The following is a 24,527-nucleotide window of genomic DNA, read 5'->3' as shown; positions in this document are numbered from 1 at the left end:
TTTTTTTATGTAACTTACTAAAGCAAGTTAGCTAAAAATATTAGTTAGTGTGATCAATTACATAACCACTGATACCACCAATAGCGGCACCTGTTGCAGCGCCTTTAGCGATGTCTTTGCTGTCGCCTTTAGATTTGATCAGGGCACCAGCAACCGCACCAGCAGTAGCACCTTTAGCAGTATTGTTCATTGAGTTATAGCCACCTGTTGAGTTACAGCCAGCTAGAAATAGGGCTGAACTGGTCATGGTTGCTAGAGCAAGAGTCTTAGATAGTTTCATGGTGTCTTCCTTGTCATAAGATAAACAAAAAATAAAAGAGGAGAGTGTCTTACCTAGTATCAGCTAACTTCTTATTACTTCATAAGAAATACTTTATAAGCTAAGCCGACTGGGTCAGCCACGGAGTATATGACTCTATACTAAACCATTTGTAACATTTAAGTGTATTAAAATGACTGGTGTTTGCGTCTAAAACGTAAAGCTTGTTACACCGATGTGTCCGGAATAAAGAAAAGTTAAGGTAAAAAAAGACCACCTAGGGGTAGTCTTTTTCTTCAAGCTATTAATTAGTTAAGCCTTGAGTCAGGTTTAGTTTTGCGATTTACGCTTCATTTGGTCAAAGAAGTCATCGTTGGTCTTAGCTTCTTTTAAGCGGTCTAGTAAGAACTCAGTAGCTTGCACCCCATCCATCGGCTGAAGCAGTTTACGTAGAATCCAAACCTTACGCAGCGTATCTTCATCTAGCAGACGCTCTTCACGGCGAGTGCCTGATTTTTTGATATTAATGGCTGGGAACACACGTTTTTCAGCCAAATCACGCTCAAGAGTGATTTCTTGGTTACCGGTACCTTTGAACTCTTCAAAGATAACGCTGTCCATTTTACTGCCTGTATCGATCAGCGCAGTTGAGATAATAGTTAAGCTACCACCTTCCTCGATATTACGTGCTGCACCGAAGAAACGCTTAGGCTGGGCTAAGGCATTAGCATCGACACCACCAGATAATACCTTACCTGAAGACGGCACTACGGTGTTATAAGCACGCGCCAGACGGGTGATTGAGTCTAATAAAATTACCACATCTTGTTTGTGCTCAACCAGACGCTTGGCCTTTTCAATCACCATTTCGGCCACTTGAACGTGACGTTGTGGCGGCTCATCAAAGGTTGAGGCAACCACTTCACCGCGAATAGTACGCTGCATTTCAGTCACTTCTTCTGGGCGCTCATCGATAAGCAGTACAATCAGATAGCACTCAGGGTTGTTGCGAGTGATAGATTGAGCAATGGTCTGTAATAAGACGGTTTTACCCGCTTTTGGCGGCGCAACGATAATTGAGCGTTGACCCTTACCAATTGGGGCGATTAAGTCAATCACACGGCCGGTTAAGTCTTCGGTAGTCCCGTTACCCATCTCAAGCTTTAATTGCTCGGTAGGGAAGAGGGGAGTTAGGTTTTCAAAGATGAGTTTGTGACGTGAACGGTCTGGAGTGTCAAAGTTGATTTCACCGACTTTAAGTAGGGCAAAATAACGTTCTGAATCTTTTGGCGGGCGGATAGTCCCTGCGATGGAATCGCCTGTTTTTAGGCTAAAACGTCTGATTTGGCTAGGGCTAACATAAATATCATCAGGTCCAGCTAAATAAGAGCCTTCTGAAGATCTTAGGAAGCCAAATCCATCGGGAAGGACTTCTAGTACGCCATCACCATAAATGGCTTCCCCATTTTTGGCATGTTTTTTTAAGATAGCAAAGATGATGTCTTGTTTGCGACTACGCGCAAGATTGTCGAGCCCCATTTCTTTTGCAATATTTAGCAGTTCAGCAACGGAGTTCTTTTTTAGTTCAGTGAGGTTCATAGAGGTTTCGTTTGATGGTTGTTGAGTCATAGTCAGCTGCCGGTACGCCTATATAAACTAAGCATATGCAATAGGTTATAAAAGTGCCTGCGATAACAAAATATCGCCACACGTTGATGGAGTTGGTGAAAAATAAAGATAGGAAAAAGAATGTGTCATTAACATGAATAGTTCTTACTTAGCTCAATAAGATCTAATTTCCATTAGGTATCAGGTTAGAGGCTTTACTATTTGTATTTACCACTTCTAGCCAAAGCCACTGGTTAAAAATAACCAGAAGGGTGGAGATAAATAAAGAAGGCTTTGTTATCTGTATTTGGCTTAAATAGGATTAATCAGTTGTGGTCATAGACTGTATCAGTCATTGACTCTACAAAGGATTGGAATAGGTTACTATCTATAATCATCGAGCCTAAGATGACTCAATAAGACGGTCAACATCCAGCAGATAATTTATAAATAAATCACTAAATAAGGGCCAAACCTATTTGTTAATAATAATCGGTTATTGGATACAGATAGGATGTACGGTAAAGCTAGAAAGTGAGAAAAGATATTTTGGTTGTCAATATCTAGCGTTAAATCATCAATAACAGACTCTCAACTGGCGTGTCAGTCAGTTAATACGCAAGTGATAACAGAGGTATTAAGACAGGGGTGATTGAGCGATGATTATGTGCAGATAAGCGTATATTTACAGCAAAGATGCCTAAAATACGAGGCACTCTTTATTGTGATGCGCAAATTGACAATAGATATTCTCTAGGAGTCAAACTATACGGTGTTTACCCGCGTCATGTCAATGGTTTTGTTAGGTTAAAATATATTTTAATGCCAGTTTGGCTAAGATAAACCATTTAATTTACGAGGGGTTAGGGTAAGTTAAAAGGCTTGTGGTTATTGAGTAGACAGTAACTCTCATCCTTTTTAAACCCAAAAAAAAGCGGCTGTCAATGACAACCGCTTTTTAGGCGACTTATAACACTCTCACCTGTGATCAGCCAAAGTAACCGGCTGACTTATTCGGAGAGATGAATTATAGGTGCTTATCTAATAAGGCAGCTAGATCAGCTTTAGGCTGTAGGCCCATAACCATATCTACTTTTTCACCGCCTTTGAATACCATTAAAGTTGGGATGCTGCGGATACCGAAACGGCTAGCAGTTTCTGGGTTTTCATCCACATCAACTTTAACTACTTTAACTTTACCAGCGTAGTCATCAGCCAGCTCTTCTAGTACTGGAGCAATGGCTTTACAAGGACCACACCAAGCTGCCCAAAAGTCTACTAATACAGGCACATCAGATTGTGCAACGTCTTGTTCGAAGTTTGAGTCGGTTGAGTTAACGATTAAATCTGACATAATTTTTTCCTTTTATTGGTGTTAAAATCTAATTAAGACAGTATAGGCATAAGCGGTCGGCTTGGTTGTTTACGACATTTACTACAGGGCTTTTACTGTAGAATTAAGGCTTAAGACTGCCTAGTCTGAATCATGGGGTCTATATTACCATTTATTGTGCCAAGTTTTGTCTTTGCCCCGTTAAGTATGGTTAATAATTGGTATCAGTTGGATTGATGGTATACTTTGACGCCCAACTATTTAGGGATACAACCCTTCTATTTAATTCTTTTTTCTCTTAATTTTGTGACCTGTTATGGCAATTTCTATAGAAACTGTAAACCAATTAAACCTTGAAGAAGCTGAGCGTGATGAGCAGTTTTTTAAAGACTTTATGACCCAAATAACTGTCTATGAAGACGAAGATTTACTGTTGGTAGATAAGCCTGCCGGCCTACTAAGTATTGATGGCAAAGACTTAAAGGTCAGCTTACTGTCTCGCTTAGAGCGTGCCAACCCAGAGGTAAAGCTGATTCATCGCTTGGATATGGATACTTCAGGTCTAATGATTTTTGCCAAAAACAAACCGGCACAGACCCACATTAGTAAGCAGTTTATTGAGCGTATTCCCCAAAAAGAATATCAAGCCATTGTCCAAGGTACACTGGCTGTACCAGGCAAAAAAGGCGAGATTAATATTCCCGTGCGTTATGAGCCAAGTATTAAGCCTATGCATGTGGCGGATCCTGAGTGGAAAAAGCATGCGTTGACTCATTATGAGGTATTACATCACGAGCTACGCAAGGGCAAACCTGTGACGCGAGTGGCCTTACATCCTGTGACGGGCCGCAGTCATCAGCTGCGAGTGCATATGGTGCATTTAGGCCACGTTATCATCGGTGACCCCATTTATGCTGAGGGGGAAGCGCTTGAGTTGGCTCCAAGATTGAACTTGCATGCCCATAAGCTACGTTTAAAGCATCCCACCTTAAATACTTGGATGGCATGGGAAAGTGCGGTACCGTTTTAAAGGTACTGCCATTTTAAAGATAGGCTACGGATGTCTTTATATAGGTTTATAATAAATTATCCTTAAAAAACTAATGAAGTCTCACTTTAGGCTTTAAATAACAGGGGACAAGTAGTCTTTTATTTAGGGAAGTCTCAAACACATTGACTACAAAGACTGTATCATGAGTATTATTCACTCAGTTTCTCATTTTAAATCGTCCCGTGATGCCGCCAAGCCTCTACATAGGGTAGAGGGTGTGCGTGCTGCGGCCGAAGATTTTCGCAAGACCATGTTGGCCAACCCAAAGGTTAAATTTTATAAGACCTTTGAGCTTATCCGTATTCCATACCCTAGCAAATATGGCTACCTAAATGCCTTTGCATTGCCCACACCTTATATCCATATCTGTAATAAACTGTTTGTGATTCAGTTTGATAGTGAGGAAGGGATTAAGACCTTGTTGGTGAGCCCTTCAGACTGGGAAAATCAGCGCGATACCCCTTACTTTTATCACATGCTAGAAGATATGGGTGTCTTATCTAAGCCGGTTGAGAAGATGATTGTTCGACCTAGTGATACGGTACTAACGGCTATTGCTAAGCTGGGTCTGGCACCAGAAGATGTCGACTATATCACCTATGACCACTTGCACACCCAAAATCTAACCCGTTGGCTAGGAGGCGGTGGTCAAGCGGCCATTTTCCCAAATGCTAAGCTATTGGTCATGCGTGAGGAGTGGGAGAGTACCCAAGCCTTATTACCGTGGCAAAATCAGTGGTATTGCCCAGGCGGTATTGATGGTATTGATGACAGCCGTATTGAGCTTATTGATGGGGATGTGTTCTTAGGGGATGGTTCAGTGGCGTTAATGCATACCAAGGGTCACACCGAGGGCAACCACTCTATTGTGGCACACACCGATCAAGGCTTGTTGGTTACCTCTGAGAATGGGGTAAGTATGGACTCTTATGCGCCGCAGCACTCAAGCATTAAAGGTTTGGCCAAATATGCTGAGTTGACTGAATCTGAAGTGGTAATGAATGGCAATACCTTAGAGTATGGTATTGACCAGTATCTATCGATGGTCCAAGAAAAAACTGTGGCGGGTCCTTATCCAAAAGATGAGCGCTTCTTTAATATGGCATTATCTTCTGAATCTGCCGGCTACTATCTGTTCCCAGGTACTGCTCCCACAGTACGTATGGGCGAGCTAGAATTTGGTACCTTCACCCCAAAAACAACCCCTACCAAAAAAAGAGGTGGCATATGGCGCAAGTTTACATCGTAACAGGAGCCGCTTCAGGTATCGGTCGTGCCTTATGCCAACGCTTGCTTAGTGATGCAAGCAATAAGGTGTGTGCTTGTGACATTAATTATGAGGCTTTAGCTGAGATTTATGCGGACCATACGTTAGCAGAATCTGATGGCTCCTTGGTTTTACAACAGTTGGATGTGCGCCGCGTAGATCAGTGGCAAGGCGTGGTTGAGACGGTATTAAATCACTGGCAACGTATTGATGTGATGTGCAATGTGGCCGGTGTGCTAAAAGACAACTGGATTGCCGATATTGTCATTCCTGATGAGGTTGATTTGCACTTTGATATCAATGTCAAAGGGACCATCTATGGCACCCAAAGCGTGGTAGAAACCATGCGTCAGCAGGGCAGTGGCCATATCATTAATGTGGCCTCACTAGCGGCCTTATCGCCTGTACCCGGTCTGTCTTTATATAGCGCCAGTAAGTATGCAGTGCGCGCCTATTCATTGGCCGCGGGCATGGAGCTTGAGCAGTATGGCATTGCTGTGACTACCTTATGTCCGGATGCGGTACAAACTCCTATGCTCGATCAGCAAAAAGACAAAGAGCAAGCGGCTTTAACCTTCTCGGGCAGTCGCACTTTGACAGTAGATGAGGTGGTTGATGCCATTGTGGGACCGGTCCTCAAAAAGCGTCCTTTTGAAATGGTATTACCCCCAAGCCGTGGTGTGGTGGCAAAGATAGCCAATGTCTTCCCGCAAACCACAGGTAATTTTGTGGATACCTTCCGCAAGCAAGGGGCCAAAAGACAAGCCAAGAGTAAAAACTAACGCACGACTAATTAAGTTGCTCTGATAAACCCCCATAAAAAAGCAGCCCTGATCTCTCAGGGCTGCTTTTTTTGAATAAACCAGCTTATTAGTAAGCTGTTTATCCGGTCTTTTCAGACACTATATATGGGCTAATTATACACCAAATACTTTTAGACGGCTGTCAACAGGTGCGAATTCTTTTTCGCCTGCAGGCTGCTCGATACCACCGAATACTAGCTGAGCAACAAGGTTCCACTCAGGATCGATGTTCCAAGTGCTGTCTACATCTTCATCAATGATTGGGTTGTAGTGCTGTAAGCTTGCACCAATGTTTAGGCTAGCTAGAGCAGTCCAAATCGCATACTGATGCATTGCACTGGTGTGCTCTGACCATACTGGGAAACGGTCTGCATATAGAGCGAAGTTTTCTTGTAGACCTTTAACAACAGTTTGATCTTCATAGAATAATACCGTACCAGCACCTGCTTTGAAGCTGTCAATTTTTTGTTTAGTGCTTTCAAAAGCAGTGTCATCATTTACGATAGCACGTAGTTTGTCTTCAGTGATCTGCCATAATTTTTCGTGGTCTTCACCAAATAATACCACTAGGCGGCTTGACTGAGAGTTGAACGCTGAAGGAGTGTGTAATACAGCGTGCTCAACTAGCTTAACGATTTCTTCTTTAGATACAGGAAGTTGATCGTTGATAGCATAGATAGAACGACGAGCTTCTGCTAGAGATTGGAATGCTTGTAGGTTTGACATAATAATTCTCCAATTTATGAAAGGATGTAATTAAAGGGTAAGGTTAACTCTATTTGTCACAGGCCGTTATTTTTTATTAAATACTACAAAAGGTAGAGAGAATTAGATTAGTTACTCTTTTTAGCGGCTACTTTGAGCGCTACCAGTCGTTTGGGTATTTAGGTTACTTAACGCCTATGAACACAACTGGGGAACGCCTATGAACACAACTGGGGCTAATTATAAAATAAATAAAAAAATTCTCTACTACTTTTTTGTAAATATATTTTAACAGTGAGTTCTGTTCATTAATTAAATCTAAAAAGTTATTCTTTAAAACCTTCAGGTAAAGCAGGGGCTTCTAAGCGCTTCAACTCAGAGTCTACATTACCAAAGCGAGGGTGGTTGTTATTCCAGTCTTTAATCGCCAGCTCGATATCTTCTTTATTATCGGCCACGAAGTTCCACCACAATAAAACTTTTTGATTCAGTGGCTCACCGCCTAATAGCATGAAACGAGTGCCTTTTTTACCTGAAACTTTAATAGTAGTAGTTTCACTAATGTCATCGAAGCGAATCAATTGGTTTTGCTCGTACTGCTGACCTTGGTATTCAACGCCATCGACCACCATCAAAATACCGTACTCGAAGCCTGGCTGTAAGGTAAGCTCAACTTCAGTGTCTTGCACTAAGTGGACATCTAAGCCAATAAGCTTGGTGTACTGAATGGTTGGGGCTTCATAGCTGTCACCCTCTGGGGTGGTGTAGCTTCCTGTCGTTAATACAAACTCAGCGCTATCCGTTGACCAGCTTGGTAGCTTAGGATAATGGTGGAAGTTACGCTCAATCTTTTGATCTGTAGGTAGCGCAATCCATAGCTGTACCATGTTCATACCGCGCCAGGCATCAGCAGAGCCGCCCGTGTCTGGGAATACGCTTTGTTCAGTATGGCTGATACCTTGATCATTACCGGTACCTGCTGTCATCACGTTGACTTGGTTTTTAGTGATAACTTGCTCATTACCGATACTGTCTTTGTGTAGTACTTCACCATCAATCATCCAGCTAAAAGTTTGCAGGTTGATGTGCGGGTGACGGCCCACCTGCATACCGTCTTCATCTTCCCCAAATTCAGCAGGGCCAGCATGATCCATAAAGCACCAAGCACCGATAGGACGCTTGCCTTTATTAGGAAGTAAACGGGCAATAGGAATGCCACCAACATCAGCAATGCGAGGATCAAGAATTTCAGTTTTCATAAGAGACTTCAACTTGTATTTATAAGATAGTTTGTTAGATTTTAGCCAAAATGTAGCTATGGCTTGTAACGATATACAGTAGCCTTTCTGGTTTTCTTAAAGTAGCTGACTAAGTAAATATTTGTTTAATTGTTGTCGGAGGCTCAGAGTAGGAAGGAAGCCAGTTGAACCGCCCCGGGATTGTCGGAGACTCAACGCTCCAAGAGAATACGACAATGAAAACACGAAACTATACCCCCGAAATGAAAGAGCGAGCCGTCCGTATGCTAATTGAAGCTAAAGACGACTACCCATCCACCTGGTCAGCCATCAAAGCCATAGCGCCAAAGATAGGTTGTACGCCTGAGACCCTACGATCATGGCATAAAAATCACGTAGATAAGACCATTCCTGCAAATATTCAAGCTCAAAGCCAAGCCGAGCGTATCAAAGAGCTTGAACGTGAGAACAGAGAGTTAAAGCAAGCCAATGAGATTATAAAGAAAGCAGCCGCTTTTTTCGCCCAGGCGGAGCTCGACCGCAAACCCAAGTAATGGTTGATTTTATTGACGATCACAAACAAAAATATGGAGTCGAGCCAATCTGTAGAGTATTACCGATTGCTCCATCCACATACTATCGTGCTAAAGAGCTAGAAGAAAGTCCTGAAAAACGTTCACAGCGTAGTCAGCATGATGAGTTCTATCTAGGTGAGATTAAACGTATCTGGAAGGACAGCAAATGCCGATACGGTGCTCGTAAAGTCTGGAAACAGTTGAAGTCCGAAGGTGTACATCCTGCACGTTGCACTGTAGAGCGGTTAATGCGTCAGCATGGTATGCAGGGTATTTGGCGAGGTAAAGGTAAGATAACCACTAAGTCTCGTGATGATCAAATACGGGCAGACGACTTAGTTAATCGTAATTTCAGTGCACATAGACCTAACCAGCTATGGGTTGCTGACTTTACTTACGTTAAAACATTGAGTGGTTGGGTCTATACTGCCTTTATCATTGATGTGTTTGCTCGCGCTATCGTTGGTTGGAAAGTATCAGATCGAATGAACACGGATATGGTGATGGCAGCGTTAAATCAAGCCATTGCAGACAGAAACCATCCTAAAGATGTCATTCATCATAGTGATCGCGGCGTTCAGTACTTATCCATTCGCTATACGGATAAGATGGCTGATTCTGGCGTTATTGCATCTGTTGGTACAACCGGTGATTCATACGATAATGCGTTAGCTGAAACGGTTAACGGGCTTTATAAAACAGAGGTGATTGAATATTTAAAACCGCAGTGGCGGGATGCGTATGATGTTGAATTAGCAACCCTTGAATGGGTCGTCACTCGAGCATAGCTCTCGCCTTGCAAAGCTAAATCGATACTTAATCGATTTTTAACGCTTCTCAGGTTTAACAAAACTCGCATTCATAGTACGATTGGTTATGTGTCGCCTTTTGAATTTGAGAGACGATACTATGATAGCCTTAATGAGTCAGACAAAGCTGCCTGACTCAAGCAATACACTCTCCGATAAAGTCGGGGCGGTTCACTTGCTGTATCCACTCAGGGTCTATTAATTCACGGTGTAATGGACAAAATTCAGGCTAAAAACTAGCGGTTAGTCTCTAATGGACATTTTTCAGGCTAATTAGCAGAGTATGTCATTACAAAGTTGTTAATAAACTTAAGCTTACGTTGTTTATTTAGCCCATTATGACTACTTAATTGGCGTTTTAACTCACTAAACAACCCTTCTAGAGAATTGGTCGTATTTGGGATGTTTAAGTCCTCCAATTCTCTATAAGTGAATAACCAATCACTGTTGGTTCTTAAGCTTCTATAGGCACTTCTAAGACGCTTATGGGTGTACCAAGTCTTACCAGTATCCGTATTGATACTACGCTCATTTAAGTAGTCTTCATGGGTCAAATACCAGCTATCTAAGTCTTGAATGAATGTAGTTTTATCATAATACTTTATGTTTAAGGCAAGCTGTCTAAGGGCGATACTAGCGACATTTTGAGGTCGACGTGTTAAGTATCTAGTGATGATCTGTAGCTGATGAAACTGGCACATTTGCATGGGTATATCTTTAAACAAAGCATTAAGACCTCGTCGTCCATCGCAAGTAATGCTTGTTATATCAATGCCTTGTGATTGTATATGCTCTATTCCTAGTTTATACAGTGCGTTGGTTTCATAATGAATAATGCGGTGGTGTAATACAGTTTTACTTGTATAGTCGATAAATACCATTAAGCCAAATGTTCGACCAAAGTAGGTCGTGTCCATCACTATGTTTGCACGCGTAGGTAGCTTATTAAGTGACTTTATTTCAATAGTATCTAGCCGTCTTTGTATGGTCTTTATGCTACAGCTATACTTATTAGCAAGTTGTTTATAGGTCTGTTTACCTTGTGTATATTCAGTCCACAATATTTCATTATTAAGACGTTTGCCACCTAAAAACTGCCGATCACAAATTAGGCATTTGTACTGTTGTTTTCCTGATTTGTGACCGTTCTTTTTAATGTGTTTTTCACCACAAAAAGGGCAGTTTTTTGATTCATGGCTTTCAATCCTTGCAAATACTTATAGTATATAGCTTTAAGGGCTGTGTCAGCCTGAATTTTGTCCATTACACCTAATTCACTAAATTGTTCTAGGGTGTCTGGAATCCTTTTATGCGTCTCATTAATAGCGTCTTGTAGTCTCATAGTAAAATAGCCCATCTACTTATTAGATGGGCTATTTTATTACTTTTATTGAGTTTTTGCCTTAACTGACTGGCATTAGGCTGTAAAGATGGCTTTTTTCCTTCCTCTACCCTCAAAGTGGCTTATATTAAAACTAGATTATTCAATAGTTTTTTGATAATTTAAGCACAAATTGCAGAAAACAGCTCATTTTATGGGTATAATCTGCTTTCGAATTCTTTTCTGCACGACCTCTAGTCCATAATTTCAAGGAAATCCTCTATGTTATTGACCTTATTAAAAGGCAAACTACACCGTGCCCGCGTCACTCATGCTGACCTGCATTATGAAGGCTCTTGTGGGATAGATGGCGACTTATTAGATTTGGCTGGTATTCGTGAGAACGAATCGATTGATATCTACAACGTAAGCAACGGTAAGCGCTTTCGTACCTATGCCATCCGTGCTGAAGCAGGGTCTGGCATTATTTCATTAAATGGTGCAGCGGCTTACATGGCGGATTTAGGCGATATCGTTATCATTTGTGCTTATGCACAGATGGACGAAAAAGAAGCTGATACTCATAAGCCAAAATTAGTTTACTGCAACGAAGACAACACCGTAAAAGACACGGCTAACGTCATTCCTGTGCAAGTATCTTAATGAATACTGTTTACTATCTTTATTGAAAAATGCTAAGCGATTTATATTGCTTAGCTTTTTTTATTTTTATAAATCTTATTGGAGTTTCTTATGGGCCTAGCGATTATCGCTGTCATCATTGGCCTGGCTATTTTGGTCTGGAGTGCTGATACCTTTATTGATGGCGCAACCAGTCTGGCTGTGCGCTTTAATATGCCTAGCTTCTTAATTGGGGTCATTATCTTAGGGATTGGCACCTCTGCCCCTGAGTTGGTCGTTTCTGCTTTAGCTGCCTTATCAGGGAGTCCGGATATAGCCTTGGGTAACGCCTATGGCTCTAATATCATTAATATTACGTTGGTATTGGGGATGACTGCCCTAATAAGCCCCATCATCATCCGTAGTGATGTGATTCGCTACGACCTGATGCTGTTAATAGCCGTTACTGCTTTGGCTGCCATTCAGTTGCACGATGGCAACCTGTCCTTAATGGATGGTATTGTCTTAATTATGGCCTTAGTGTCTGTGCTGCTGATACAGATATTTTTGAGTCTACGCAGTAATAAAGATAAAGTAGAGCTCCCAGAAGAGTTGGCTGCCAAACAAGAAGTGAATGTATTAAAATCTTTTGGTGCCTTAATCTTAGGGCTTAGCTTATTAATCGCTAGCTCAAGAGCCATTGTATGGGGTGCGGTCGAACTGGCCACGTTATGGGGCATGAGTGAACTTCTGATTGGACTTACTATTGTGGCCATTGGTACTTCCCTACCTGAGTTGGTCGCTAGTGTGGCCGCAGCCAGACGCGGTGAGCACGACATGGCACTGGGTAACGTAATTGGCTCTAACTTATTTAATACGCTGGGTGTGGTTGGTGTAGCCGCTATTATTAAGCCGATACAAAATATTGATCCACAGATTGTATCCCGAGATATGCTGGTGGTAGGCTTAGTGACCGTACTGCTATTTATTTTGGCAATCATTGCCTTTAGACGTCAGGGTGAGATGAAGCATGGTAGCGGCGTGGTCCTAATTTTGACCTTCATTTTCTACTCAGTATGGCTAGCTAAGTCAGCTATCTAATCTAAATCTCTAGCTATCAAGTGTTTTATTTAGCCTTATCTTTAGCGTAATAAAAAAACGGCCGCTTTAAAGCGGCCGTTTTTTTAAGTGTTACTGTTACAAAACTAATTACTGGTGTTATAGCTTAGCAGCTAACTCAGCGCCATCACGAATCGCACGTTTGGCATCCAATTCTGCCGCCAATTTAGCCCCACCGATAATGTGATACTGAGTCTCCCCTTTTTTAGCAGCCTTACCTTTTTTCACATCGGTTACAGCGGGCATCAAGTCATTTACCGACTCTTGTCCGGCACATACCACGATTGTATCTACACGCAGTAACTGACTGTGTCCTTGAGGGGTGGTAACCCATAACCCTTCGTTGGTTACTTTGTCATAAGTCACACCAGGCATTTGCATCACACCATGTGATTTAATATGAGCACGGTGTACCCAGCCTGTGGTCTTGTTTAAGCCTTTACCCAGACGACCTTCACGGCGTTGTAATAAGTATACTTGACGGGCAGGTACAATTTTTTCAGGCTTGGTTAAGCCGCCATCTGTTTGATAGTCGACATCACCATCCACCCCCCACTCTTGCTTCCAATCCTCTACTGACTGTGGCTCAGGACGATAGCTTGGGTCTTTTAGAGTTTCAGGGCCTAGCTCGTGTAATGGCTGACCGTGACGTGCAGTTAAGTACTCACTGACATCGAAGCCAATCCCGCCAGCACCAATAACGGCAACCGTCTCACCCACAGCTTTTTCACCCGATAATAGCTCTGCATAGCTAATCACTTTTGGATTATCAGCTCCCTCAAGCTTACCCTCTAAGCTACGTGGCACAACCCCTGTGGCAATGACCACATCATCATAGTTGGCTTCATCTAGCATCTCTTTGGTAACTTTAGTATTTAGCTTGATGGTTACACCTTGATGATTTAACTCATTGAGGAAGTAGCGTGTGGTTTCAAAGAACTCTTCTTTGCCTGGAATCACTTTGGCGTAGTTAAACTGACCGCCCAAAATGTCTTTGGCTTCATAAAGCGTGACATCATGACCTCGCTGGGCTGCAATAGTAGCCGCTGACATACCGGCCACGCCCCCACCAATCACCGCTACTTTTTTCGGATTCTTGGTAGGCTCATAGTTAAGCTCTGTCTCATAACAAGCACGTGGGTTAACCAAACAGGTTGAGCGTTTGTTTTCAAAGGTATGATCTAAGCAGGCTTGGTTACAAGCAATACAAGTATTGATGCGATCATTTTCACCATTCTTCGCTTTATTGACCCAGTCTGGATCGGCTAAGAATGGACGGGCCATTTGAATTAGGTCTGCGTGTCCTGCAGCCAAGATGCTCTCAGCTGTCTCAGGCATGTTGATACGGTTGGCAGCCATTACTGGGATAGACACATGCTGCTTCACTTCTGCAGTGTAGTCGATGAAAGCGGCACGTGGCACACTGGTCACAATGGTCGGTACACGTGCTTCGTGCCAGCCGATACCCGTGTTGATGATGGTAACACCCGCTTCTTCCAATGCTTTAGCAACGGTAATAACCTCATCCATGACATTACCATCTTGCACCAAATCAATCATAGATAGACGGAAGATAATAATGAAGTCTTCACCAACCGCTTTGCGTACTGCTTCGACCACCTCAAGAGGGAACTTCATACGGCCATTAATATCACCGCCATACTCATCTTTACGCTGGTTTACATGACGCGATAAGAATTGGTTTAGCAAATAGCCTTCTGAGCCCATAATCTCAACACCATCGTATCCTGCTTGCTTGGCTAAAGAAGCTGAGCGCGCATAATCTTCAATGGTGCTTTTAATATTTCTCACGCTCAGCTGGCGAGGCTTAAATGGAGAAATAGGCGACTTAAACGGACTGGCAGAAACCACAAAAGGATGATAACCATAGCGGCCACTGTGCAAAATTTGCATAATAATTTTACTATCATGACGATGCACAGCACGGGTTAGACGCTGATGGTTAATCACGTCTGCTCTGGTATTCATCGTGCCGCCAGCAGGCAACAACCAGCCTTCACGGTTAGGTGAGATGCCGCCTGTGATCATCATGGCCACGCCACCTTTAGCGCGCTCAGCAAAATAAGCTGCCAGCTTACCGTAATTATAGAAGCGATCTTCTAGGCCGGTGTGCATCGACCCCATAACAATACGGTTTTTCAACTTGGTATGACCCAAGTCTAATGACTCAAAGATATGCGGATAAGGAACATTTGTGGTGGCAATATTATTAGAGCCAGAGCTTTCCCCTGTGACATTGCCATTTGAGTTGTTTAAATCGTTAGAGGTAGCAGCGGTTGCCATAAAAATATCCTTATTAAATACAGAGTAATTACTAAACCCAATGAGTAGTAACGTTTAACAGAAATATGTGACTAAGGAGAGTAGACCTTACTAAGCATTTGCTAGATGTGTCTTAGACTAAGTCAAACTGATAATATCATTTAACCACAATGAGTTAACATCGTTTTATTGACTTACAATTAATACTTATGTGTTGACTAGATAAATTTAGTTAACATATACTCACTGACTAAACTTATCCCATCACCATCGTATCATAAGCTGATTAAGCTAGGTCATGCAAAGGGTATGCAATGACCGTCTGGGCATTCTCGCTGAGATACGAATGCTGTAATTTCTGATAAAGGACTATCTGTCATGACCGATTTTAGTACTGGCTTAGGCAAAAATGCGGCCAATCACCAAGCGCTAACTCCTCTACAATTTATCGCCCGCACAGCCTCCGTATATCCCAATAGAACTTCTATCATTTATGACGACCTGGTGCACGCACCGATTACCTACACTTGGGCACAAACCTATAGCCGCTGCCGCAATCTTGCCAATGGTTTAAGAAAACTGGGTATTAGTAAAGATGATACTGTGGCCATCATGGCGCCTAACACCCCAGCTATGGTTGAGGCTGCCTTCGGGGTACCTATGTCGCAAGGCGTATTGTGTACGTTAAATACCCGCCTAGACATCAACGCCCTATCTTTTTGTCTTCAACACTCAGAAGCCAAAGTACTGATTATAGACAGTGAATATGCCAATCACGTTGATTTAATTGAAGAAGCTTTCCCTAACTTAATCTTAATTCATGCCACGGACAGAGCTTTTTCTGAAGTGAAGCCTTTTGGCAAAATGAGCTACGAGCAGCTCATTGAGTTTGGTGAATTTGAAAGTGAGCAGGCAGCACAAGATTTTGATCTTACTATTTATCCAGAAGATGAGTGGGATGCAATTGCCTTAAACTATACCTCAGGCACAACTGGTAAGCCCAAGGGCGTGGTCTACCATCATCGAGGCGCGACGCTGAATGCCTTATCTAATATTCTTGATTGGGACATGCCAAAGTTCAATACCTACCTATGGACTCTGCCTCTCTTCCATTGCAACGGTTGGTGTTTCCCTTGGACCGTAGCTGAGCGCGCAGGTATCAACGTCTGTTTACGTCAAATTGATGCCAACCTGATTCTTCAGCTGATTGCCAAATACAACATCACCCATTATTGTGCGGCGCCTATTGTGCATAACATGATTGCCGCAGGTGATGAGTCCTTAAAGCAAAACATCACTCATAGTGTAAACGGCTTTGTGGCTGGTGCTCCCCCATCAGAAGCGATGCTTGAGAAAATGGAAGCCATGAACTTCAATATTACTCACGTTTATGGTTTAACTGAAGTTTATGGCCCCGTCACTATCTGTGCTGAGCATGATGAGTGGCAAGATTTGTCTGTCTCTGAGCGTGCTTCCAAGAAGTCTCGCCAAGGCACAGCCTCTCATCTAATGACAGGCTTTGAAGTACTAAGACAAGGCACCAACGAACCAGTTGCTGCAGACGGACTAGAAATGGGAGAGCTGGCTTTAAAAGGCAATATGGTCATGAAAGGCTATCTAAAGAACCCAAAAGCTACCGAAGAAGCTTTTGAAGGCGGCTGGTTCCGTACTGGGGACTTAGGGGTCAAACACGCCGATGGTTATATCAAGATTATGGACCGCTTAAAGGACATCATTATTTCAGGCGGTGAGAACATCTCAAGTATTGAGATTGAAAATGCTTTATACAAGATGCCTGAAGTGAGCAGCTGCGGCGTAGTGGCCGCCTCCAATGACAAATGGGGTGAAGTCCCAGTAGCTTTCATTGAGATTGCCCAAGGCGCCACACTAACCCGTGATCAAGTCGTTGAACACTGCCGTCAGCACTTGGCCAAGTTTAAGGTGCCTAAGCACGTTATCTTTTGTGAGATTCCAAAGACCAGTACCGGTAAAATCCAGAAGTTTGAGCTGCGTAATGCCGCCCAATCTATGGCCAACGAAGAGCCGAAAGTCATGCACTAAGTTTGACAGCTTAGTTCAATTCAATCAATAAAAATGCCCATTGATTACTCAATGGGCATTTTTATTTTTCTATTAAAAAGCGTTTAGATTAAAGATTTGCCAGTCGCGCTTATTTAGCAGGCTGTACTTTATCTAATACCGCTTTAAAACGCTCTACTGCGCCATCTACATCCGTTAGCTTATCAAGGCCAAATAAGCCTAGACGGAAAGTCTGGAAGCCATCTGGCTCACCTACTTGCAGTGGTACGCCTGAAGCGATTTGCATACCTTGTTCGGCAAAGGCGCGGCCTTTGTGCATCTCTTCATCATCGGTGTAGCACACCACAACGCCAGGGGCTTGATAACCTTCAGCAGCCACGCTTTGGATACCACGGTCATCTAATAGGTCACGAATGCGATTGCCAAGCTCCCACTGTAATTGTTTTAACTCTTCAAAGCCAATGCCTTTGGCCTCTAACATCACATCACGGAACATGCGTAAGCTGTCGGTTGGCATAGTGGCATGATAGGCGTGACCACCATTTTCATAAGCACGCATTACCGTTAACCACTGTTTTAAGTCTAAGCTAAAGCTGTCTGACTCTGTGGCTTCTACTTGAGCCACAGCTTTTTCGCTTAGCATAACAAGACCGGCACAAGGTGTGCTGCTCCAGCCTTTTTGTGGAGCAGAAACAAGAACGTCGATACCCAGCTCTTTCATATCTAACCAGATACAACCTGAAGCGATACAGTCGATAACCAGCAGACCACCCACGCTATGCACAGCTTCTGCCAATTGCTTGATATACTCATCAGGTAGTATCATGCCAGAAGCGGTCTCAACATGCGGGGCAAATACCAAATCTGGCTTTTGCTCTTTAATCGCTGCCACAGCTTCTTCAATGGCTACTGGTGCGAAAGGATTTGGTGCACCCTCTTCTGATTCACCTTCTACCTGATGTGCCTTTAAGGCCGCTACTGATTTGGCAAACTTTCCTTTTTCTAAAATCTGAGTCCAACGATAACTAAACCAGCCATTACGCACAACTAGGCAGTTCTTATCAGTGGCTAATTGGCGGGCGATGGCTTCCATAGCATACGTACCTGAGCCTGGCACAATGGCCACAGCATCTGCTGCGTAAACTTGCTTTAGGTTGCTGGATAAGTCATTCATTACCTGTTGAAATACTTTCGACATGTGGTTTAAAGCACGGTCAGTATAGACCACTGAATACTCTAATAAACCATCAGGATCAACATCGGGACGTAATGCAGGCATAGCTACTCCTATTTTTTTATTCAAATCATATATTGGGGGTCACACGAGTTATACCACAAATAAAATCTTGCGTTTTTAGTATAGCTGTAACTGGCTTATGAGTACAACTTAACTAATGACTAAGCTGAATTTATATAAAAAAAGACCAGCTTACTTTCATAAGCTGGTACAAGCTAGCCTTGCAAAGAATGGACTGCTTTTAACCCATCAAAAGACGTGCTATTAGCCTTCTAGTCTTCAATTTTGGCTTGGATATAGTTTTCTATACCCATCGCTTTAATTAAGTCTTGCTGCGTATCTAGCCAGTCTGAGTACTCTTCGTTACCGTCTTTTAAGTCTAGTAAAAGCTTACGTGACACATAATCTTGTTTTTGTTCACACAGCGTAATCGACTCGGTAATAGTGGCAAATTTTTGATCTTCTAAGCGCACATTACACTCAATCATCTCGGCCACATCTTCGCCAATGAACAGCTTGCCATAATCTTGTAAGTTTGGCAGACCTTCTAATAATAAAATACGTTCAATTAGAGCATCTGACCACTTCATCTCAGCGATAGACTGTTTATAGAAAGCTTCATTTAACTCTTCAATACCCCAGTTTTTGGCGATACGGGCATGCAAAAAATACTGGTTAATCGCGATTAGGGATTGGCCAAGCACCTTATTTAAAGCGCGAAGGACTTCTTTATCACCCTGCATAACTTTCTCCTACTTTTTACTTTAGCACTTATTAGGTGCTGAAATTTTTATTATCTATGGCTTAAAGCTTATTCTGAGATTTCACCCATTTGGCTTTGTAAGTAGTTTTGTAGACCCATCATATCAATCAAGCGAAGCTGCTGCTCTAACCAATGTGCATGATCTTCTTCGGTATCTTCTAATTGAGCCACCAAGATATCCCGGGTGACATAGTCGTGCTCTTGCTCACAAAGCGCGATGCCCTCTTTTAGGTGCTGCTGTACTTGGTATTCAAGGTCTAAATCTAGCTTCAGCATTTCAGGAACCGTGCTACCCACATTAATAGGATCAACCGTCATATCCGGCTTACCACCAATCATTAATAGACGGCGGATAATGGCTTGAGCATGCTGAGTCTCATCTTCCATTTCATGATGAATACGCTCATACAGCTTGCCGTAGTGCCACTCGCCATACATCTCTGAATGAATGAAATACTGATCACGAGCTGCCAGCTCACCACCGAGTAAGAAGTTTAAGTAATCAATAACTTTTTGACTGCCTTTCATGGTATTTCCCTTTTATTTATTTAGCTTGTATTTATCTATTTAAATTATTTTTAGTTGATTTATTAGTTCACCCCATAGTAGCAAACTTAAAACGTTTAAACAGTGTTTTTTAGAACTGACAATGTAGGGACAAATGTAACTAAGAAATCCTCAGCCCTAAAAAAAGTGAACCCGAATATCTCGTAGCTCACTTTAATTCTATTTTTTATTATTATTTATAGTTGTTTTATAGTTGTTTATTAATAGTTTCTTAGTCCACTTTACACAGCATAGGCCAGTTGACTCACCAATTCACTATCCACTGCATTTGCATGATGCTCTTCTAACAAATCATTGACCATAGGTTCACAGCAGCCACAGCAAGTCGCGACTTCTAAGGTTTCTTTCAATGCTTGCATTGAGTCGACACCTGAAGCAAGAGCGGCTTTAATTTGACGGTCTTTAACATTATTACATATGCAAACGATCATCTTGTTATCCTCATCTATTGGCTTGCCAGAGCACTCCAGAGCGCTTAAGGTTAGTAAGTTAACCCATATGATAACGATAATAATTCTTATTTACAATATGTTTTTGACTCAAACTTTCTCAATTTACAAAACACTGCTGTTTAGAAAACCTACTTACACAAAGCTTAATTCCCCTAGTTTTAGACAAACCTAATTTTTTGAAAAAAAAAGACCAAGCTAAAAGCTCGGCCTTCTTTCATGGGTACACATTTATTAATAAGCAGTTAAGCGAAAACTATTTGCCTGCTTTTAAGTCTGTGCGTACTTTTTTCACTAAATAGTCTACTACCTTTGGCACTTTCTCAGATTCACCTTGTACCACGTACTTACCATGGACAACCACGGCAGGAACACCCGTCAATTGATAGCGTTTGGCACCTGCTTTTGAGCGAGCCACTTTAGTGCTAACAGCAAATGAGTTATATAGACTATTGAATTTCTTTTGATCCAAACCTTCGCTGGCATACCATTTAGCTAAAGAGTTTTGGTCAAACAGACGTTTGTTGTCTTTATGAATCGCATCAAACAGTTTGTTGTGCGTCTGAGCTTGATAGCCCATTAATTGAGCAGCGTAGAAGCCACGAGCATTCACTTCCCACATTGGATTTAAGGCTGCAGGCGACTCAAAGAAAATCACATCGCTAGGCTTGGTTTTGGCCCATTTTTGCATATGCGGATTTAAGGCATAGCAATGCGGACAACCGTACCAGAAGAACTCGCGAACAATAATTTTGTCGCCGCTAATGCTTTCAGGATTATCCAATACTACATAGTCTTTACCTGCCACATAATCTGCTGCGGAAGCTGGCATCGAGGCTAAGCCTACAGCGGCAACTAAAGAGGCTAAAGCAAAACCTCGCTGAGAATAAAACTTCATCGTAATTCCTTAAGAATATGTATATAGATAGATTTGGGATCAATATTGAATTTGAAGTTCGCCACTCAGATACCTAGGGCTTGTTAACCACCCATAAATATCAAATAACAGTTAACCTAAAAAATTATTATAAAGGTCAACAAGTCGTCGCTACTTATTCAGGTATCGCTATGATACCGCATTTATCAGTACTGTGTGAACCGTAAGCCTTACTAAAACCTTAATAGATGGTTAAATAAGCGTTATTTAGCTTACTATTTACCCTGTTGAATAGCGTTAAATTTGATAAATTGGGCTTAGCAATCCCCACCCTGACCCACCTTGATAGATGCCCTATTTTATTAAGCGTGGTAAGATAGACTATAAATAATATAGACTCGAAACAATAAAGTTAACCCGCTTAGTGATAAACTCGGTTAATAATTAGACAACTTTAAGGTTTAGGATAACTCATGACCCAGTTCAATACGCCAACCGACTCAACCTCTTCTGAAACTCCAGTTTCAAACGCTGACACACAAAGTGGTACTCCTGGGGCTACCCAGCCGCAAAGTAATGATCTGGGAAATAATGTGGACATGAGTGAGGTGGGTAAATTCACCCAACTTGCTAACCAGTGGTGGGACAAACAAGGCCCATTTGCCACGTTACATGAGATTAACCCACTTCGCCTAAACTGGATTGAAGAGAACGTGGTTCGTTACATGGGCACAGGGCTCACTGGAAAGACCGTATTAGACGTGGGCTGTGGCGGAGGAATCCTAACGGAATCTATGGCTCGCAGAGGCTCTGATGCGACCGGTGTTGACTTAGGAATTGAGAACTTACAAGCCGCTACGGTCCATGCTGAACAAGGTGGATTAACAGACCGTTTACGCTACAAGCATATCGCTATCGAGCAGTTGGCTGCGGAACAGCCTGAGAGCTATGACGTGGTCACTTGTATGGAGATGCTTGAGCACGTTCCTGACCCCAGTCAAATTGTACAAGCCTGCTTTGATTTATTAAAGCCAGGCGGCGTTTGTGTTCTATCGACCATTAACCGCAATCCTAAGTCTTATTTGTTTGCCATTATTGGCGCTGAATATGTACTGGGTTTACTAGACCGCGGTACGCATGATTATGCCAAATTCATTACCCCAGCTGAGCTTGATAAAATGGCCATCACTGCCGGCTTTAACCGCCAAGATCTAATCGGCTTGCATTACAACCCGATTACTAAGCGTTATTGGCTAGCACAAAACGTTGATGTGAATTACATGATGGCTGTGGTTAAGCCTACTGAATAACCCTAAGCAATAACGTTTAAATACGCTTTTGTTTTTGAGTTTTTAGAATTGAATTAATTAACCCATCCTTTAAAAAAGAAAAAACTATGTCAACCAATTACGTAAAAGCCGTCTTATTTGATTTAGACGGCACTTTAATCGACACTGCGGCAGATTTTATCCGCATCATAAGACGTATGTCTGAAGCCAATGGCTGGCAAGCGCCCTCTAGCGAAGCCATTCGTGAGCAAGTTTCAGCCGGTGCAGGGGCTATGGTTAGCCTGATGCTAAAGCACAACAGCCAACCTCTGACAGAAGAGCAAGTACAGCAATACCGTCAGCAGTTTTTGGACGAATATGAAGCAGAGATCTGCGTCGATAGCCGTGTGTTCCCAGAGCTTGAATCGCTATTAGACTATTATGATAAAAACGGAACGCCTTGGGGTATTGTAACTAACAAGCCTCGTTACTTATCTACCAAGCTTTTAGAGTGCCTAAACCTTGCTGAGCGCTGCTCCGTCTTGGTCTGCCCTGACGATGTAAGCAATACCAAACCTGACCCTGAACCGATGTACCTAGCTTTAGAAAAGCTTGAGCTGCCTCGTGGGGTTGCCAATAGCGTCATATACGTAGGCGACCATATTCGTGATATTCAAGCTGGCGCCGCAGCTGGCATGACCAATGTCCTAGCCAGCTATGGTTATATTCCCCCTGAAGATCAAGATGATTTAGAAGCTTGGGGCGCTGACTATATCGCTGAAACTCCCAAGGCGCTGGTAAAACTGTTACGCTCAAAAGAGTTTGATTATCTGTAGTTTTACTCTTTTTGGATCAGTGGTTTTAAGATTTTTATACTAAATTCTCTGTAAATAAATAGTGACCTTATGACTCAAACTCCTTTAACACATGAACAAATTCGCACCTTTAGTCCTGAGCCAAACTGCTTAGAGGGTAAAACTATCTTAGTTACTGGTGCAGGAGACGGTATCGGCCGAGTTGCTGCCCTAACCTACGCAAAATACGGGGCTACTGTGTTGTTGCTAGGCAAGACCTTAAGTAAGTTAGAAGCAGTTTATGATGAAATCGAAGCAGCGGGCGGCAAACAGCCGGCCATTATACCCATGAACCTTGAGTCGGCCAGCTATAGCGATATGCAGCAGATGGCGAACCTTATCCAAACTGAGATCGGTGAGCTTCATGGCGTGCTACACAATGCCGGAGTTTTAGGGGCGCTAACGCCTTTAGAGATGTATGATATCGTGACATTTGAACAAGTGATGCGTATCAACACTACGGCCACCTTTATGCTAACTCAGGTTCTGATGCCACTGGTAAAAGCCGTGGATAATGGCTCTTTTGTGTTTACCAGCAGTTCAGTGGGCACTCATCCCCGTGCTTTTTGGGGAGCCTATGCCCTATCGAAACAAGCCGTTGAAGGTATGAGTGATATCTTTACTCAAGAGACTCAAAACACCACCAGCCTACGCTTTAACTGTATCAACCCAGGGGCGACCCGTACCAATATGCGTGCTCACGCTTATCCTGGCGAGAACCCAATGAGCCTTAAAACACCAGAAGAAATCATGCCAGCCTATGTGTGCCTAATGAGTGATGCCAGTATTGGGGTTAGAGGTCAAGTTGTCGCCTTACAACCTAAATAGCTCAAAGCCTGGTTAACTCTTGGGTAGTTATTGGTTATTAGGTAATTAGGTGATTAGCTGAATCAGTTTAAGGCCGTCTACTTAGTAGGCGGCCTTATTTTTTCATCTATAATCTTGAAGCCTGCTACTAGCTATCATCTTGAGAAACGACTCTTAGCCCCCATTATATAAGGATAGGCCCCTATTTTATTTGGGCATATTTTAGTAATAAAAGGAGTTTATTATGGCCGGAGGATGGGCGCGTGATGGCGCTGAACACGAACAAATGGATGCCACCGTCAATGATGCTCTTGAACGAGCCAGAAGAGCCCTACCTCAAGGGGAGAGCTTAGAGTTCTGTGACGAATGTGGCGAGCGTATCCCAGAAGCTCGGCGTCAGGCTTTGCCTGGAGTAGAGTACTGTGTTAAATGCCAGTCTGAACTAGAGACCACTGCAAAAACACAAGAGCTTTATAACCGCCGTGGTAGTAAAGACAGTCAGTTACGTTAACGAATTATCTTCAGCCTGCTAACAGCTCACAAGGCTTAAGTAACTAAGTCGCAAGATTTGACTTCCTCCCCTCGCTAAACCGAGGGGATTCCTACAGCTAGACGGTCAAGCCCGACCGCAAGGATGTTCTTAGCAGCATTGATATCTCTATCATGCCATGTG

General features: G+C 42.7%; 23 protein-coding genes, 2 pseudogenes and 1 other annotated feature. Of the genes and pseudogenes, 11 read left to right on the top strand and 14 right to left on the bottom strand.

Annotated features, from left to right (window positions below):
• Window positions 1-40: 40 nt before the first annotated feature.
• The 3 genes from A1232T_RS07110 to trxA all read right to left on the bottom strand — a co-directional run bounded on the left by A1232T_RS07110 (window position 41) and on the right by trxA (window position 3,221).
• Window positions 41-280, bottom strand: coding sequence for a YMGG-like glycine zipper-containing protein (locus A1232T_RS07110; protein WP_077448766.1), 240 nt, complete (start codon window positions 278-280; stop codon window positions 41-43).
• Window positions 281-589: 309 nt separating this feature from the next.
• The gene (rho, locus tag A1232T_RS07105) at window positions 590-1,858 is read right to left on the bottom strand and encodes a transcription termination factor Rho (RefSeq protein WP_077448805.1); all 1,269 of its coding nucleotides are present in this window, start codon (window positions 1,856-1,858) and stop codon (window positions 590-592) included.
• Window positions 1,859-2,894: 1,036 nt separating this feature from the next.
• A complete protein-coding gene (gene trxA / locus A1232T_RS07100; protein WP_077448765.1) occupies window positions 2,895-3,221 on the bottom strand; it encodes a thioredoxin in 327 nt (108 codons plus the stop codon).
• 295 nt (window positions 3,222-3,516) lie between these two features.
• Between trxA and A1232T_RS07095 the strand changes: the two genes are divergently transcribed.
• The 3 genes from A1232T_RS07095 to A1232T_RS07085 all read left to right on the top strand — a co-directional run bounded on the left by A1232T_RS07095 (window position 3,517) and on the right by A1232T_RS07085 (window position 6,300).
• Window positions 3,517-4,230: an RluA family pseudouridine synthase gene (locus tag A1232T_RS07095; protein ID WP_077448764.1), complete on the top strand. Its 714-nt coding sequence runs from the start codon at window positions 3,517-3,519 to the stop codon at window positions 4,228-4,230.
• Window positions 4,231-4,393: 163 nt separating this feature from the next.
• Window positions 4,394-5,500, top strand: a complete 1,107-nt coding sequence (locus A1232T_RS07090) for an MBL fold metallo-hydrolase (protein WP_077448763.1) — start codon at window positions 4,394-4,396, stop codon at window positions 5,498-5,500.
• Window positions 5,479-6,300 carry an SDR family NAD(P)-dependent oxidoreductase gene (locus tag A1232T_RS07085; RefSeq protein ID WP_077448762.1) on the top strand — a complete coding sequence of 274 codons (822 nt, stop codon included), beginning with the start codon at window positions 5,479-5,481 and terminating at the stop codon, window positions 6,298-6,300. The genes A1232T_RS07090 and A1232T_RS07085 overlap by 22 nt, the downstream gene beginning before the upstream one ends.
• A 135-nt stretch (window positions 6,301-6,435) precedes the next feature.
• On the opposite strand, the gene A1232T_RS07080 is transcribed toward A1232T_RS07085, so the two are convergent.
• Together A1232T_RS07080 and A1232T_RS07075 are read right to left on the bottom strand one after the other, a co-directional pair.
• Window positions 6,436-7,047 (bottom strand): nitroreductase family protein, encoded by a 612-nt coding sequence (locus A1232T_RS07080; RefSeq protein ID WP_077448761.1) that lies wholly within the window; start codon window positions 7,045-7,047, stop codon window positions 6,436-6,438.
• Window positions 7,048-7,352: 305 nt separating this feature from the next.
• Window positions 7,353-8,285 (bottom strand): pirin family protein, encoded by a 933-nt coding sequence (locus A1232T_RS07075; protein ID WP_077448760.1) that lies wholly within the window; start codon window positions 8,283-8,285, stop codon window positions 7,353-7,355.
• 215 nt (window positions 8,286-8,500) lie between these two features.
• On the opposite strand from A1232T_RS07075, the pseudogene A1232T_RS07065 reads away from it, so the two are divergent.
• Window positions 8,501-9,783 (top strand): annotated as a pseudogene (locus A1232T_RS07065) (IS3 family transposase).
• Window positions 8,776-8,892 (top strand) — a sequence feature (AL1L pseudoknot). (Overlaps the previous pseudogene by 117 nt.)
• Before the next feature lie 134 nt (window positions 9,784-9,917).
• Here the strand turns inward: A1232T_RS07065 and A1232T_RS14605 are convergent.
• Window positions 9,918-10,805: an IS256 family transposase, variant Zn-binding type gene (locus A1232T_RS14605; protein WP_425272064.1), complete on the bottom strand. Its 888-nt coding sequence runs from the start codon at window positions 10,803-10,805 to the stop codon at window positions 9,918-9,920.
• Window positions 10,757-10,990, bottom strand: a complete 234-nt coding sequence (locus tag A1232T_RS14600; RefSeq protein WP_077448757.1) for a hypothetical protein — start codon at window positions 10,988-10,990, stop codon at window positions 10,757-10,759. The genes A1232T_RS14605 and A1232T_RS14600 overlap by 49 nt, the downstream gene beginning before the upstream one ends.
• A gap of 261 nt (window positions 10,991-11,251) precedes the next feature.
• On the opposite strand from A1232T_RS14600, the gene panD reads away from it, so the two are divergent.
• Together panD and A1232T_RS07045 are read left to right on the top strand one after the other, a co-directional pair.
• A complete protein-coding gene (gene panD, locus A1232T_RS07050) occupies window positions 11,252-11,632 on the top strand; it encodes an aspartate 1-decarboxylase (protein WP_028858625.1) in 381 nt (126 codons plus the stop codon).
• Window positions 11,633-11,722: 90 nt separating this feature from the next.
• On the top strand, window positions 11,723-12,691 hold the full coding sequence (locus A1232T_RS07045; RefSeq protein ID WP_077448756.1) for a calcium/sodium antiporter: 969 nt from the start codon (window positions 11,723-11,725) through the stop codon (window positions 12,689-12,691).
• A 117-nt stretch (window positions 12,692-12,808) separates the two neighbouring features.
• On the opposite strand, the gene A1232T_RS07040 is transcribed toward A1232T_RS07045, so the two are convergent.
• The gene (locus A1232T_RS07040; RefSeq protein WP_077448755.1) at window positions 12,809-15,013 is read right to left on the bottom strand and encodes an NADPH-dependent 2,4-dienoyl-CoA reductase; all 2,205 of its coding nucleotides are present in this window, start codon (window positions 15,011-15,013) and stop codon (window positions 12,809-12,811) included.
• Between the two features lie 357 nt (window positions 15,014-15,370).
• Here A1232T_RS07040 and A1232T_RS07035 point away from each other — a divergent pair, with 357 nt between their 5' ends.
• The gene (locus A1232T_RS07035) at window positions 15,371-17,053 is read left to right on the top strand and encodes an AMP-binding protein (protein WP_077448754.1); all 1,683 of its coding nucleotides are present in this window, start codon (window positions 15,371-15,373) and stop codon (window positions 17,051-17,053) included.
• A 109-nt stretch (window positions 17,054-17,162) separates the two neighbouring features.
• On the opposite strand, the gene A1232T_RS07030 is transcribed toward A1232T_RS07035, so the two are convergent.
• The 5 genes from A1232T_RS07030 to A1232T_RS07010 form a co-directional block, all read right to left on the bottom strand.
• The gene (locus A1232T_RS07030; RefSeq protein WP_077448753.1) at window positions 17,163-18,311 is read right to left on the bottom strand and encodes an aminotransferase class V-fold PLP-dependent enzyme; all 1,149 of its coding nucleotides are present in this window, start codon (window positions 18,309-18,311) and stop codon (window positions 17,163-17,165) included.
• Between the two features lie 230 nt (window positions 18,312-18,541).
• Window positions 18,542-19,012 (bottom strand): bacterioferritin, encoded by a 471-nt coding sequence (gene bfr, locus A1232T_RS07025; RefSeq protein ID WP_077448752.1) that lies wholly within the window; start codon window positions 19,010-19,012, stop codon window positions 18,542-18,544.
• 68 nt (window positions 19,013-19,080) lie between these two features.
• Window positions 19,081-19,560: a bacterioferritin gene (gene bfr, locus A1232T_RS07020; protein ID WP_077448751.1), complete on the bottom strand. Its 480-nt coding sequence runs from the start codon at window positions 19,558-19,560 to the stop codon at window positions 19,081-19,083.
• A 260-nt stretch (window positions 19,561-19,820) separates the two neighbouring features.
• Window positions 19,821-20,030 carry a (2Fe-2S)-binding protein gene (locus tag A1232T_RS07015; protein WP_077448750.1) on the bottom strand — a complete coding sequence of 70 codons (210 nt, stop codon included), beginning with the start codon at window positions 20,028-20,030 and terminating at the stop codon, window positions 19,821-19,823.
• Window positions 20,031-20,304: 274 nt separating this feature from the next.
• On the bottom strand, window positions 20,305-20,946 hold the full coding sequence (locus A1232T_RS07010) for a thiol:disulfide interchange protein DsbA/DsbL (RefSeq protein WP_077448749.1): 642 nt from the start codon (window positions 20,944-20,946) through the stop codon (window positions 20,305-20,307).
• A gap of 578 nt (window positions 20,947-21,524) precedes the next feature.
• Between A1232T_RS07010 and ubiG the strand changes: the two genes are divergently transcribed.
• From ubiG to A1232T_RS06990, 4 genes are all read left to right on the top strand, one after another.
• The gene (gene ubiG / locus A1232T_RS07005) at window positions 21,525-22,235 is read left to right on the top strand and encodes a bifunctional 2-polyprenyl-6-hydroxyphenol methylase/3-demethylubiquinol 3-O-methyltransferase UbiG (RefSeq protein ID WP_244152411.1); all 711 of its coding nucleotides are present in this window, start codon (window positions 21,525-21,527) and stop codon (window positions 22,233-22,235) included.
• An 86-nt stretch (window positions 22,236-22,321) separates the two neighbouring features.
• Window positions 22,322-23,029 (top strand): HAD family hydrolase, encoded by a 708-nt coding sequence (locus A1232T_RS07000; RefSeq protein WP_077448748.1) that lies wholly within the window; start codon window positions 22,322-22,324, stop codon window positions 23,027-23,029.
• Window positions 23,030-23,098: 69 nt separating this feature from the next.
• Window positions 23,099-23,875: a YciK family oxidoreductase gene (locus tag A1232T_RS06995; RefSeq protein ID WP_077448747.1), complete on the top strand. Its 777-nt coding sequence runs from the start codon at window positions 23,099-23,101 to the stop codon at window positions 23,873-23,875.
• A gap of 223 nt (window positions 23,876-24,098) precedes the next feature.
• A complete protein-coding gene (locus tag A1232T_RS06990) occupies window positions 24,099-24,365 on the top strand; it encodes a DksA/TraR family C4-type zinc finger protein (RefSeq protein ID WP_077448746.1) in 267 nt (88 codons plus the stop codon).
• A gap of 74 nt (window positions 24,366-24,439) precedes the next feature.
• On the opposite strand, the pseudogene A1232T_RS14390 reads toward A1232T_RS06990, so the two are convergent.
• Window positions 24,440-24,527, bottom strand: a pseudogene (locus tag A1232T_RS14390) (RNA-guided endonuclease TnpB family protein); the annotation flags it as partial.

It is taken from the genome of Psychrobacter pasteurii (assembly GCF_900162815.1).
Classification (GTDB): Bacteria; Pseudomonadota; Gammaproteobacteria; order Pseudomonadales; family Moraxellaceae; genus Psychrobacter; species Psychrobacter pasteurii.
The sequence above is the reverse complement of the archived record's forward strand: the minus strand, read 5'-3'. Positions and strand labels throughout refer to the sequence as shown.

Excerpts from the sequence above, each read along its gene's own strand:
- A1232T_RS07045 (WP_077448756.1), top strand. The coding sequence starts at position 11,723 with ATGGGCCTAGCGATTATCGCTGTCATCATTGGCCTGGCTATTTTGGTC.
- bfr (WP_077448751.1), bottom strand. The coding sequence starts at position 19,560 with ATGAAAGGCAGTCAAAAAGTTATTGATTACTTAAACTTCTTACTCGGT.
- trxA (WP_077448765.1), bottom strand. The coding sequence starts at position 3,221 with ATGTCAGATTTAATCGTTAACTCAACCGACTCAAACTTCGAACAAGAC.
- rho (WP_077448805.1), bottom strand. The coding sequence starts at position 1,858 with ATGAACCTCACTGAACTAAAAAAGAACTCCGTTGCTGAACTGCTAAAT.
- A1232T_RS07090 (WP_077448763.1), top strand. The coding sequence starts at position 4,394 with ATGAGTATTATTCACTCAGTTTCTCATTTTAAATCGTCCCGTGATGCC.
- panD (WP_028858625.1), top strand. The coding sequence starts at position 11,252 with ATGTTATTGACCTTATTAAAAGGCAAACTACACCGTGCCCGCGTCACT.
- A1232T_RS07040 (WP_077448755.1), bottom strand. The coding sequence starts at position 15,013 with ATGGCAACCGCTGCTACCTCTAACGATTTAAACAACTCAAATGGCAAT.
- A1232T_RS07110 (WP_077448766.1), bottom strand. The coding sequence starts at position 280 with ATGAAACTATCTAAGACTCTTGCTCTAGCAACCATGACCAGTTCAGCC.
- A1232T_RS07095 (WP_077448764.1), top strand. The coding sequence starts at position 3,517 with ATGGCAATTTCTATAGAAACTGTAAACCAATTAAACCTTGAAGAAGCT.
- A1232T_RS07030 (WP_077448753.1), bottom strand. The coding sequence starts at position 18,311 with ATGCCTGCATTACGTCCCGATGTTGATCCTGATGGTTTATTAGAGTAT.
- A1232T_RS07000 (WP_077448748.1), top strand. The coding sequence starts at position 22,322 with ATGTCAACCAATTACGTAAAAGCCGTCTTATTTGATTTAGACGGCACT.
- A1232T_RS06990 (WP_077448746.1), top strand. The coding sequence starts at position 24,099 with ATGGCCGGAGGATGGGCGCGTGATGGCGCTGAACACGAACAAATGGAT.
- A1232T_RS07010 (WP_077448749.1), bottom strand. The coding sequence starts at position 20,946 with ATGAAGTTTTATTCTCAGCGAGGTTTTGCTTTAGCCTCTTTAGTTGCC.
- A1232T_RS07075 (WP_077448760.1), bottom strand. The coding sequence starts at position 8,285 with ATGAAAACTGAAATTCTTGATCCTCGCATTGCTGATGTTGGTGGCATT.
- A1232T_RS07080 (WP_077448761.1), bottom strand. The coding sequence starts at position 7,047 with ATGTCAAACCTACAAGCATTCCAATCTCTAGCAGAAGCTCGTCGTTCT.
- A1232T_RS14600 (WP_077448757.1), bottom strand. The coding sequence starts at position 10,990 with ATGAGACTACAAGACGCTATTAATGAGACGCATAAAAGGATTCCAGAC.
- bfr (WP_077448752.1), bottom strand. The coding sequence starts at position 19,012 with ATGCAGGGTGATAAAGAAGTCCTTCGCGCTTTAAATAAGGTGCTTGGC.
- A1232T_RS07015 (WP_077448750.1), bottom strand. The coding sequence starts at position 20,030 with ATGATCGTTTGCATATGTAATAATGTTAAAGACCGTCAAATTAAAGCC.
- A1232T_RS07085 (WP_077448762.1), top strand. The coding sequence starts at position 5,479 with ATGGCGCAAGTTTACATCGTAACAGGAGCCGCTTCAGGTATCGGTCGT.
- ubiG (WP_244152411.1), top strand. The coding sequence starts at position 21,525 with ATGAGTGAGGTGGGTAAATTCACCCAACTTGCTAACCAGTGGTGGGAC.
- A1232T_RS06995 (WP_077448747.1), top strand. The coding sequence starts at position 23,099 with ATGACTCAAACTCCTTTAACACATGAACAAATTCGCACCTTTAGTCCT.
- A1232T_RS07035 (WP_077448754.1), top strand. The coding sequence starts at position 15,371 with ATGACCGATTTTAGTACTGGCTTAGGCAAAAATGCGGCCAATCACCAA.